The following is an 11,952-nucleotide window of genomic DNA, read 5'->3' on the forward strand; positions in this document are numbered from 1 at the left end:
GTTCAAGGCATGGCTTACTCATTCACCCAAACCACGGCCCGCGTGTTGGCGCGACTGGCGCGCTACCAGCCCGTGCGCAGCGGCCTGCAGAAACTGGCCGTGGCGTACCGTCAGCAGCAGGCTATGTCCACGGCCTCGCCAAACCATGACATTGCAGAGGTCCTGCCGATCGATCCACGGCCGGCCGTGGCGCAGGGCGGTACCCGCCTCAACCTGATGGTGCCCGCGGTCTCGCAACGGCACGTATTTGGCGGCATCGAAACCGCCCTGCAAGTCTTCGATGCCCTGCGGCCGTACTTTGACCAAGCGCGCATCATCGTGACGGACGAGGCGACGCCGGAGCCCCGCAGCGATGCCTACTACGGTGCCTGGCCCATCGTGCCCATGGCCAGTGAGTCACCGCCGTGCGATCACATCGTTGCCGCAGGCTCCCGCTGGGGACAGACGCTGGCTGTTCATGCCCAGGACCATTTCATGGCCACGGCATGGTGGACGGCCCACAACGCCTTTGCACTGTTGAATTGGCAGCGAGCACAGGTGCCCGAGGCGTCTGCCCGGCGCCTCCTGTACCTGATCCAGGACTACGAGCCAGGCTTCTACCCATGGTCGTCGCGCTACCTGCTGGCCCAGGCGACCTATGAGCAGCCTGGCAGAACCATCGCGCTGATGAACTCGCATTGGCTTGCCGACTACCTGGCTGCACAAGGCTATGCGTTTCCCGTCAAGGAGGTCCTGCAGCCACGCTTGCATCCCGCCCTTGCGGCCGCCCGCGCGCGTTGCGAAACCTTTGCCAAGGAGCGGATTCTGCTGGTCTATGGCCGTCCTGGCACCGAGCGCAACGCCTTCAGCCTGATCGTGGCGTCGTTGCGACTCTGGGCCAGGCACTACCCTCAGGCCCGCCAATGGCGCATTTTGTCCGCAGGCGAAGCGTTCGCTCCGATCGATCTCGGCAGCGGCTGCACGCTGCACAGCGTTGGTAAACTGAGCATCGAAGCCTATGCCGACCTGTTGTGCCGCACGGCGGTGGGTTTCTCGCTGATGGTCTCGCCACACCCCAGCTATCCGCCATTGGAGATGGCCGCCTTCGGCGCCCGGGTGGTCGTGAACCGCTTTGCGAACAAGGATCTCTCCGGCGTTTCGCCGCTATTGGTGTCGGCTTCGCCGCCCAACCCGGAAGGGTTCTCCGCCGCATTGCGCACACTGACGCAAGCCTTCGACCATGGCGAAACCTCCTGCATGCCCGCCAACGCTTCCGAGATGGTCTGGCAGGGTGGGTTCCTGGACTCTTGCGGCCCGGGCTTTGCTTGGGCCGCCGATGTCGCGGCCAAGCTTCTGGGTGACGCCCCTGCCATCCCCGCCACCGTGTGAACCGCTTCCTATCGTGAACACTCATTCCAGCAGCATTGGGCTGCGACCGTCGAGCAGCCCGCTGCAGTTACTGCGCAGCCTCTGGCATCACCGTTTTTTGCTCCGCCAACTGGTGCGGCGAGATGTCGCCAGCCGGTACCGAGGCTCCCTGATGGGCCTGCTCTGGTCCTTGCTGCTGCCCTGCGTGATGTTGGCGGTCTATGTATTCGTTTTCGGCTATGTTTTCACGCCGGTGCGCAAGGTGGGTGACGGGGCGCTGAGCCCCGCGTTTGCGCTGTCCCTGTTTGCCGGGATGCTGTTGCACGGCATGCTGGGCGAATGCCTGTCGCGTGCGCCTGCGGCCGTGCTGGCCCAGCCCAGCTATGTCAAGAAGGTCGTGTTCCCAATGGAACTGCTGCCGCTGGCCGTGGTGGGTACGGCGGTCGTGCAGTTCCTCATTGGCTCGGCCGTGCTGCTGCTGGCCCTGGTGCTCACCCAGGGCTTGCCGGCGACCGCCTGGTTATGGCCGCTGGCATGGCTGCCGCTGGTGGCGCTGGTGGCGGGTATTGCCCTCATGCTTGCGGCCCTCACGGTGTATTTGCGCGACCTGGCCCAACTCACCGGATTCGTCGCGACATTGCTGTTGTTTCTCTCCCCGGTCTTCTACCCGTTGGAGAGCCTGCCGCCCAACTGGCAGCATTGGCTGCTGCTCAATCCGCTCACGGTGCCCATCGAGGCAACCCGCAGCCTGCTGGTCCATGGACAGGGCTTGAATTGGGCTCACTGGAGTGCCCATGCAGCGGGGTGTCTGGCCACGCTCTGGGCCGGCTGGTGGATTTTTCAGCGCGCGCGCAAGGGGTTTGCCGATGTCATCTGAAATACCATCCGGCGGCTGGGCGATCCGCGCGCAGGGCCTGGGCAAGACCTACCGCTTGTACGACAAACCGCACCATCGCCTGCTGCAATCGCTGTGGCGTGGGCGCAAGAACTACTTCCGAGAGTTCGCGGCCTTGAGCGACGTCTCGTTCGAGCTGGCGCGGGGACAGACCCTGGGCATCATCGGGCGCAACGGCGCGGGCAAGTCCACGCTGCTGCAGATCATCTGCGGAACCCTGACGCCCTCGGCCGGGCAAGTGCAGGTGAACGGACGCATTGCCGCCCTGCTGGAGCTGGGCACCGGCTTCAATCCCGAATTCACCGGACGCGAAAACATCGTCATCAATGCCGCCATCCTTGGCTTGAGCCAGCGTGAGATTGCCGAACGGCTCGATGACATCATCGCCTTCGCCGATATCGGCCCCTTCATCGACCAGCCCGTCAAGACTTATTCCAGCGGCATGTATGTGCGGCTGGCGTTCGCCGTGGTGGTGCACGTCAACCCCGACATCCTCATCGTGGACGAAGCCCTGGCCGTGGGCGATGCCCTGTTCCAGGCCAAGTGCATGACCCGCATGCGCCGGATGCTGGACGACGGCCTCACCCTGCTGTTCATCAGCCACGACATCGCGGCCGTCAAGGCCTTGTGCCAGCGCGCGCTCTGGCTTGATCACGGACGAGTGCGCGCCCTCGGAGCCACTCCGGAAGTCACGCGCGATTACGACCACGACTGGATCCGCCAGGCCAACGCAGCCCACGACCTGCCCACGGATGCGCCGGCCGCCGCTGCCGCGTCCGACGCTGAGGCGCTGTTGCCGTCCGGCGTAGGCACGGGCGCGGTCGCACTGCTCGCGGTCGGCTGGGGCGTGGCGGGCATGTTCGGCACCGAAGCCCGAGCCCAGCACGGCGACACCCTGCACCTGCGCCTGCGCCTGCAGCTGCGCCAGCCCTGCCGGCACCTGGTCGTGTCGTATCACATCAAGAATCGGCAAAACCAGCATATCCTGGGCGGCCACAGCAGCGACCGCCCCGAGGTGCATGGCCGCGCCTGGCAGTCGGGCGAGGTGCTTGAACTGGCCTTCGACATTCCCGTGCACCTGCACCAGGGCGACTATGCCCTGACCGTGCTGGCGGCGAGCATGGCCGATGTGGCGCATTACACCGACGCCGTGTTCCACCTGTGGGCCGATGACGTCGCCACATTGCACGTCATGCCGCGTGCGCATTTTCCGCTCAGCGACCTGATCGAACCCCCGCAGGACCTGAGCGTCATCCCGCATGCCCCATGGCTCGTGCTGGACGATTTTTTCCCCAACCTGCTCACGGGTTTTCGGGTGGCCGAATACAACGCCCACCTCGCGGCCTTTCCGCAGCTGTCGGTGCTCTCCAGCCTGGGCGACTTTGCCTCGCAGCATGCGCGCTATGCCGAGCATTACCCGGCGCTCGCCCATCGGGTGCGGCCGTTTGCACCGGCCTGGCTGGCAGGAGCAGGGCTGGCGTTCCTGAACTTCCTGAACAACGCGCACCAGTTCTTGCCGGCGCTGCAGCAGTACCGGGTGCCTTTCGTGCTGACCCTGTACCCCGGCGGTGGCTTCGGCCTCGATGAGCCGGAGAGCGACGCCAAGCTGGCCGCGGTGCTGGCCTGCCCGCTGTTGCAGGCCCTCATCGTCACCCAAGGCGTCACGCAGGACTATGTGCAGCGGTTTGCCGCGGGGCGTGGCCTGGCCTTGCCCCCCCTGCACCGCATCGACGGCGTGGTGGTCAATCCGCTCTATCTCGAGGTCGAGGCGCCCGCGCGCGACGCCATGGCCGACAAGGCGGTGCTGGACATCTGCTTCGTGGCCGAGCGTTACATGCCCCAGGGCGCGAACAAGGGCTACCCCGCATTCATCGCGGCGGCCCTGGCGTTGGCGGACTGCGCCCGGTTGCGCTGGCACATCGTGGGCGGTGGCTTCACACCCGAAGAAATCGACGTCAGCGCGCTGGGCGACCGCATCCAGTTCCACGGCCGGCTGACCACGCAGGACTTGCGTCAGTTCTATGCCCGCATGGACCTGATCGTCTCGCCCAACCAGCCCTACCTCCTGCATCCCGGCAATTTCGACGGTTTCCCCACCGGTTGCTGCGTAGAGGCCGCCCTGTGCGGCGTTGCCGTCATGGCCACCGATGCCCTGCAGCAAAATCCCGGCTACGTCGATGGCGAATCCATGCTGATGCTCGACGCCGCCTCCGAGGTTTCTCTGGCGCAGCAAATCGAAATCCGCATCCGCCAGATACTCGCGGACCCCGCGGTGCTGACCCGCATCGGCCAGGCCGGGCAGGTGTTCACGCGCGAGCTGTACGCCCCCGAGCGGCAGATCGGCGAACGCCAGCGCATCCTGCGCAGCGTGGCCCAGCGGCTCGGGCTGCCGGTGCCGATGGAAGAGAATCCGCTGCCATGACGCCCCTCATCCTCTTCGGTGCCGGAGGCCACGCGCGCGAAGTGGCGCAGCTGGTGCGCGACATCAACCAGGCCCAGCCCGGCAGCTGGCAGCTGCTCGGTTTCATGGCCGACCCCGGCGCCGCCCCCGGGAATCCCATGCCCCTGCCTGCCCCCTGGCTGGGGGACAGCCAGCAGGCGCTGGCCGCCCACCCGGGCGCCCACTGCATCGTCGCCGTAGGCGATTCCCGGGCTCGCCGCAGGATCGCAGCCCAATTGCGGCAGCAGCACCCCGGGCTGCGCTTTGCCACCTTGGTCCACCCGCGGGCCTGGCTGGCGGAAGGGGTTCACCTGGGGCCCGGCAGTGTGGTGTTTGCCGGCGCCTGCATCAATGTCGATGTCACCATTGGACGCCATGCCAGCATCAACCTGGCCTGCACCATCAGTCACGACTGCGTGCTGGGCGAATACGTCAGCCTCGGCCCCGGCGTGCATCTGCCGGGGGGGGTGACGCTGGGCGAGGCGGTCGATGTCGGCACCGGGGCCTGCTTTCGGCCCCGCGTCAGCGTGGGGGCCAACGCGGTCATCGGCGCCGGCGCCGCCGTGGTGCATGATTTGCCTGGCAATTGCGTGGCGGTGGGGGCGCCTGCACGCCCGACCAGACCTTAATGAAAAGATCCCTAATGGGTGAGAGGAGGCATTTGGGGCATGGCATTTCACGCCAATGGGTCTGTCCACCCGGAGCCAGGACAACCATTCGCCAACGGCGGACACGCATTTCGATACTCCCGCCGCTTGCTGGGAGCGATGGCGGTTCTGGCAGTTTGCGTCGGCATGGCCATGTGCTTCCTGTCGCCGGCACTGAATGCACCAGACGAGGTCTATCACTGGCAACGGGCGGTGCAGGTCTCGCATGGTCAGTTTCTTGCTGACCGGCGTGAGGAGCAGGACTATGGCGGAGAAATAGACGTAGCCGCACTTGAATTCGCCCGCTGGGCGAATTCCCACTTCGAACGCTCCTCCGCGTTCAGCCTCAGCCAGGCCAGGCAAGTCTCGGCAGCGCTTGCAGACAACGAGGGCATGGCACGGGCCTCGTTTCCAAGCAGCGCCTCATTTTCACCGTTGGCGTACCTGCCACAGGCCTCCGGGATCGCAGTGGCGCGTCATCTGGGAGGCGGAGTCTTCGAGCAGATGATCGCTGGCCGTATGGCCAACCTGCTGGCGTATGTGGCGCTGATGGCAGCAGCGGCTTGGGTGGCACCCTGCGGGCGGCGCCTGGTGGTGATGCTGGCGCTCACGGCCCCCGCGCTGTATCTGGCGGCATCGGTGAGCGCAGACCCGCTCAATTTTGCCCTGCCGGCCTTGCTCTTCGCCTGGTGCCTCCGGCTGCGCTTCGATGATTCGGCCCGCCTGTCACGCCGCGGGCGTTTGGGCCTCGGGCTGATGCTGGTGTCGTTGTCCCTGCTGAAACCGATTTATCTGTTGCTGGCCGGCATGGCGCTGCTCGTGCCGGCGCGGCATTTCGGCGGTCGTCGTGGGCGAGGTTTTTTCTTGCTGGCGGCCATTGGTGCAGGGTTGGTGCTTACGCTGGCCTGGAATGCCGTCTACCCCTTCATGCCGGGGCGTTATTGGGGGACTGATGCGGCCCCGAAGGCTGTACTGCTGAGCATCGTGCATGCCCCGCTTGCCGGCCTGGAATACTTTGTTCACAGCCTGCTCCATCAACTGCCCGTGATGTGGCTGGACGGTTGGGGCCGGATGGGGGGGTATCCGCCGCCCTTTATGACCAATGCGCCCAGGGCGCTGTCCTGGGCCGGCTTGGCAACGATGCTTGCGATTGCCGCATCCGACGGCCATCAGCCCCGAGATCTGCGTGCCTCCGCGTTCATGGTGGCACTCGCCGCGCTGTTCACAGGCGTCATCTTCCTGGCCTTCTGGCTCAGCTTTTCGCCGTCGAACGCTGCCGTCATCCAGGGCGTGCAAGGCCGCTACTTCCAGCTCGTCTTTTTGCTGATCGGCTGGGCGCTGGTTTGTGCGGCGCCGTTCGGAAAGGTGTTTCAGCGGTGGCGTGCGCCCTTGTTGATTTTGGGTCTTGTGTTACAGACGGTATCCTTGTTGCAGGGGATGGGGGAGTTCCGCTTTTATTGGGCCAGCTAGGTTCTTTTATGAATAACAAATTGCGTCTTGCGGTATTGATACCCTGCTTCAACGAAGAAGTGGCGATTGGGACGGTCGTGCGTGATTTCCAGCGGGTTCTGCCGCAGGCGACGATCTACGTGTTCGACAACAATTCGCGTGACAACACCGTGGCCATCGCGCGCAGTCTGGGCGCCGTGGTGCGCCATGTACCCCTGCAAGGCAAGGGAAACGTCATGCGACGCATGTTTGCCGACGTCGAGGCCGACATCTACGTCCTGGTCGATGGCGATGCCACGTACCACGCCGAAAGCAGCCCGCAAATGATTGACCTGCTGCTGGCCGAGGGCCTGGACATGGTCGTCGGGCGCCGCGAAAGCATCGAAGAGTACAGCTACCGCCTGGGACACCGCTTGGGCAATCGCATGCTGACGGGCTTCGTAGCCCGTCTGTTCGGGCGGCGCTTCACCGACATGCTGTCGGGCTACCGGGTGTTTTCCCGCCGCTACGTGAAATCCTTCCCCGCCCTGGCGCGGGGTTTCGAGACCGAGACCGAGCTGACGGTGCATGCACTCGAGCTGCGCATGCCGGTGGCGGAAGTCGATACTCCGTACAAGGCGCGGCCAGAAGGCTCCTTCAGCAAGCTCAACACCATCCGCGATGGCTTGCGCATTCTGAACACCATCGTGCGCTTGTTCCGGCTCGAACGCCCCCTGCTGTTTTTCAGCCTGATCAGCGCATTGCTCGCCCTGCTGGCCGTGGCGTTGGCCGTGCCGCTGGCCGTGACCTATGTCGAAACTGGCTTGGTGCCACGGCTGCCCACCGCCGTGCTGGCCTCCGGCCTGGGGCTCCTGTCCAGCCTGTCCCTGACCTGCGGCCTCATCCTTGAGAACGTCACCCACACCCGGCAGGAAGCACGCCGGCTGATTTATCTCGGCATTCCGTGCAGCGGCCTGCCCGGCACGGTAGGCGCGTCAGTCGGGAGCCAGGATTGACGGGTCGGCTGCTGCGCTTCGGACTGGTCGGCACGGCCGGCTTCGTGGTGGATGCCGGGCTGCTGCAAACCATGGTGCAGTGGGGCGGGGTCAACCCCTTCCTGGCGCGCCTGGGCTCCTTCATGGCCGCCGCCACGGCCACCTGGTGGCTCAACCGCTGCTTCACGTTTCGCGTGGGCAGCCAGGCCAGCGCAGGGGAGTGGATGCGCTACGTCACCACGATGGTGCTGGGCGGGTTGGTCAACTATGGCGCATACGCCGCGCTTTTGTTGTGGCTGCCACTGGCCATGCGCCAGCCCTGGCTCGGCGTGGCCTTCGGCTCCCTGGCGGGGATGGCGGTCAACTATTACACCTCCAGCCGCTTCGTGTTCGCGCGCTAGGCGTGCAGGGATCGTCCCCGAATGGTGAGCGGGGCGCACCATAACAACGTCACCGGTTGCCTGCACTGGCGGGGTGACATCTCCTACCCCATCTACCTCATCCATGTGGGAATGATCTTTGCCATTGACGCGTTGGGGGGGGCGTGGCTGGCAGGCGCTGCTGTCCAACATCGTCCTCACCCTGGCCTTGGCGGCATTGCTACATTACCTGATTGAAAACCCGAGCCGACGCTGGGGTGCGCGCTTGGTGCGCTCCAGAGCCCGCTCGCTAGACTGCCGCCCATGCTGACTCCCCACGCCTCGACGCCTGTTCCCTTCGCCCAGCCCATCTACGTCACCCGGCCGATGCTGCCGCCGCTGAGTGAATACACCGCTTTGCTGCAGGAGGTATGGGACAGCGGCTGGCTGGCCAATGGTGGCGAGCAGCACCGTGCCCTCGAGGCCGAGCTTGTGCAGTGGCTGCGGGTGCCCCACCTCAGCCTCTTCAACAACGGCACCATCGCCCTGGTCGTGGCCTGCCAGGCGCTGCGCCTTGCCGGTGAAGTCATCACCACCCCCTTCACCTTCCCGGCCACGCCGCATGTGCTCCGCTGGAACAACATCACCCCGGTGTTCGCCGACATCGACCCGGAAACCCTGTGCATCGATCCGGCCGGCGTGGAGTCCCGTGTGACGCCTAGCACCACAGGCATCCTCGGTGTGCATGTCTACGGCGTACCTTGCGATGTGCACGCCCTGGATGGCATCGCCCGCAGCCACGGCCTGCGCGTGGTCTACGACGGTGCCCATGCCTTCGGCACCCAGATCGACGGGCAGACCATCGCCAGCTTTGGCGATGCCACCATGCTCAGCTTCCACGCCACCAAGCTGTTCCACACCGCCGAGGGCGGCGCGCTGGCGGTCAACGACCCCGAACTCAAGCAGCGCATCGACCTGCTGAAGAATTTCGGCATCAAGAACGAGGAAGAGGTCGTCATGCCCGGCATCAACGGCAAGATGAGCGAGCTGCAGGCCGCGCTGGGCCGTGTGGTGCTGCGCCATGTCCGCCAGGAGCGCCAGCGCCGCGCCGCCGTGCGCCAGGTGTACGAGCAGCGCCTCGCGGGCATCGAGGGCCTGCGCCTGCATGCCATGCCCGCCGGCGTGACCAACAGCCTGCAATACCTCGTGCTGCGTGTAAACGCCGAGCAGGCCGGTTGCAGCCGCGACACCCTGCACGAGCGCCTCAAGCGCTACAACATCATCACGCGCAAATACTTCCACCCCCTGTGCAGTGAGTACAGCTGCTATCGGCAGTTGCCCAGCGCCAGCCCGCAACAGCTTCCCAACGCCTACCGGGTCGCGTCCGAGGTATTGGCGCTTCCCCTGTACGGCGCTCTCAGCGGCGACGACGTGCACCGCATCTGCGACACCATCGTGCATAGCCTGCGCGCCTGAGCATCGCAGCCATGCATGGGCTGGCGCAAGCAGTGATTAAGGTGTTTCATGCCTGTAGTGCTTGCCAGGCAAGCGCTTGATGCTATGAAAATTGCGTTATAGCCCCTTGGTGCCGGCATGCCGGCGGGGACAGGCGCTCTAGAAACTTCCGGTAACAGTGCCCATGCCATGGGGTATCCTTGACACGGTGGACACCTTCGTGAGGGCGGGGCCAGTCCGACCCGGCCAACGCCCATTCCCGCAGGTCCGCGATCGACCCCGCCGCGCGGCTGACCGGCCTGGCCATGCAACGCCATACCGTCCAGATGCTTTCAAGGGAAAGATCGCTGCAGCGCCGCGTAAGCAAGGTCGTATGTCAATACCTGCCTGATTCCTGGATCCATCGTGAAGTATTTCCGAGTGTCTCGCCGCAGCCTGCCTGCAGGGTGTGCCTGCATCGTTCTGAGTACCGGCGTGACCCTGGCGGCCCAGGCCGACGAACTGGGCTACGAGCTGTCGGAGCGGGACTACCTGAGCGAGATACCGCACATCTACTCCGCCTCGCGGCTGCCGCAGCAGCTGGAAGACGCCGCCGGCGCGCTCACCGTGCTCGATCGCGAATTCATCCGCCTGACGGGCGCGCGCGAGCTGACGGAAGTGTTTCGCTGGGTGCCCGGCTTCCAGGTGGCCACCTCGGCCGGGGGGCGCCCCGTGGTGGCCTACCACGGGCTGTCGGGGCAGATATCGCAGCGCATGCAGGTCTATGTGGACGGCCGCTCGGTGTATGCCCCCTACCTGTTTGGCGGGGTCGACTGGAGCGCCCTGAGCGTGCCCCTCGACGAGATCGAGCGCATCGAAATCCAGCGCGGCTCCAACTCCGTCACCTATGGCGCCAACGCCTTTTTGGGGGTCATCCACATCGTCACGCGCGCCGCCGCGCAGAGCGTGGGGGTGCGGGCCGAGGTCGTGCAGGGCAGCGCCGGCGTGGCCGACCGGCACATCCGCTGGGGGCATGCGCAGCCCGCAGCGCAGTGGCGGATTGCCGCCGGTCAGCGCTCGGACGACGGCCTGGCCGGGCGTCCCGACGGTTACCGCACCAACTACCTCGACCTGCGCGCCGAATTCCAGCCCTCCAGTACCCAGGAGTGGTCCATCACCTCCGGCATCACCCGCAGCCACCTGGGCTCGGGCTTCGAGAAGCGGGTGGGCGACCCCCCGCGCACGGAGATCGCGGAATCGGCCTCCCTCCAGGCGCGTTACCGGCAGACTGTCGACCCCGGGCAGGAGTGGAGCGTGACCATGTCCTCGACCCAGGACAGCGGCGACGACAGCTTCGACATCCCCTTGCTCGACAAAGGCTCCCTGCACATCGACGGCCGTCGCCGCGCCAACCGCTATGCGCTGGATTACCAGCATTTCAAGGACCTGTCGCCGCAATGGCGAGCCTCGTGGGGGCTGGGCTACCGGCAAGACAGCGTCACCGCGTTCCAGCTCTTCAACAGCGGCGCCCCCCAAACCAACGCCTCATGGCTGGGCTTTCTCAATGCCGAATGGAGACCCTCCACGCACTGGACGCTGAACTTCGGCAGCCTGGTCGAGCGCGACCGGTTGGCGCCCACCCAATGGGCGCCGCGGCTGGCGATCAACTGGAAGCCGCTGGCCGCACACACCTTCAAGCTCGGCTACTCGTCTGCGTTTCGCACCCCCAGCATTTTTGAGCAGCGCGCCGACTGGCGCATCCAGAACGAAGGAAACACGCTGGACATCCGTTACCTGTCCAGCGGAGGGCTGCTGCCAGAGAGGGTGAACGCCTGGGATCTGGTGTATCTGGGCCAATGGCGCGAGCAGGGCCTGACGCTGGATGCACGGCTGTTTCAGGAAAAACTCTCGCGCATCGTCACCGGCAGGCTGACCCTGTTGCCCATGGGCGCAACCTTTGCTCCCAATGCGGCGGCCTATGACCTGCGCAACAACGCCTCGGCCATCAACCGCGGGGTGGAGTACCAGCTGAGCTGGCGCCCCGCCGGCGGCACCATCGTAAGCTGGAACCAGTACTTTGCCCGGCCCCAGGCCTCGCCCGCGGTCATCGCGCAGACCATCGCGCGGCGCAGCACCGGCCTGCTGGTCTCGCATGCCTGGCCCCGGGGCTGGACCACGGGGCTGGGCTACACCAGCATGAGCTCCCTGCGCTGGCTGGGCGAGCCCACGCAGGTCGGCGCGCAGCGATTTGCCTCGCTGCGCGTGGCGCGCTCCCTGCGCGTCAACGGCTCGCATGTGCATGTCGCCGTCCGCTGGTTCCAGCCGCTCGGGCAATCCGACGAATTCCGGGAGCTGCAGCGCGAACGGCGCAAACTGTGGCTTGCCGTGAGCCTGGAATACTGAGGCG

General features: G+C 65.8%; 9 protein-coding genes. All 9 read left to right on the forward strand.

Features of this window, described 5'->3' with window-relative positions; translation table 11 throughout:
* The first annotated feature begins 9 nt into the window (after positions 1–9).
* Entirely contained in the window at positions 10–1,368 is a 1,359-nt protein-coding gene (locus tag HND92_RS03155) for a hypothetical protein (RefSeq protein WP_049756444.1), read from the forward strand.
* Positions 1,316–2,224: an ABC transporter permease gene (locus HND92_RS03160; protein WP_255580517.1), complete on the forward strand. Its 909-nt coding sequence runs from the start codon at positions 1,316–1,318 to the stop codon at positions 2,222–2,224. Before HND92_RS03155 ends, HND92_RS03160 begins: the two co-directional genes overlap by 53 nt.
* Positions 2,214–4,664 (forward strand): ATP-binding cassette domain-containing protein, encoded by a 2,451-nt coding sequence (locus HND92_RS19530; protein ID WP_011804004.1) that lies wholly within the window; start codon positions 2,214–2,216, stop codon positions 4,662–4,664. Before HND92_RS03160 ends, HND92_RS19530 begins: the two co-directional genes overlap by 11 nt.
* On the forward strand, positions 4,661–5,311 hold the full coding sequence (locus HND92_RS03170; protein WP_011804005.1) for an acetyltransferase: 651 nt from the start codon (positions 4,661–4,663) through the stop codon (positions 5,309–5,311). Before HND92_RS19530 ends, HND92_RS03170 begins: the two co-directional genes overlap by 4 nt.
* 39 nt (positions 5,312–5,350) lie before the next feature.
* Positions 5,351–6,799: a DUF2142 domain-containing protein gene (locus HND92_RS03175; RefSeq protein WP_011804006.1), complete on the forward strand. Its 1,449-nt coding sequence runs from the start codon at positions 5,351–5,353 to the stop codon at positions 6,797–6,799.
* Positions 6,800–6,807: 8 nt separating this feature from the next.
* The gene (locus tag HND92_RS03180) at positions 6,808–7,773 is read left to right on the forward strand and encodes a glycosyltransferase family 2 protein (protein ID WP_011804007.1); all 966 of its coding nucleotides are present in this window, start codon (positions 6,808–6,810) and stop codon (positions 7,771–7,773) included.
* Positions 7,770–8,153, forward strand: a complete 384-nt coding sequence (locus HND92_RS03185; RefSeq protein ID WP_011804008.1) for a GtrA family protein — start codon at positions 7,770–7,772, stop codon at positions 8,151–8,153. The genes HND92_RS03180 and HND92_RS03185 overlap by 4 nt, the downstream gene beginning before the upstream one ends.
* 282 nt (positions 8,154–8,435) lie before the next feature.
* Positions 8,436–9,587: a DegT/DnrJ/EryC1/StrS aminotransferase family protein gene (locus tag HND92_RS03190; RefSeq protein ID WP_172205796.1), complete on the forward strand. Its 1,152-nt coding sequence runs from the start codon at positions 8,436–8,438 to the stop codon at positions 9,585–9,587.
* Between the two features lie 399 nt (positions 9,588–9,986).
* A complete protein-coding gene (locus tag HND92_RS03195) occupies positions 9,987–11,948 on the forward strand; it encodes a TonB-dependent siderophore receptor (RefSeq protein ID WP_216662903.1) in 1,962 nt (653 codons plus the stop codon).
* The last annotated feature ends 4 nt before the right edge of the window (positions 11,949–11,952 follow it).

This window comes from Diaphorobacter sp. JS3050 (assembly GCF_013154915.1).
Taxonomy (GTDB): domain Bacteria; phylum Pseudomonadota; class Gammaproteobacteria; order Burkholderiales; family Burkholderiaceae_C; genus Diaphorobacter; species Diaphorobacter nitroreducens.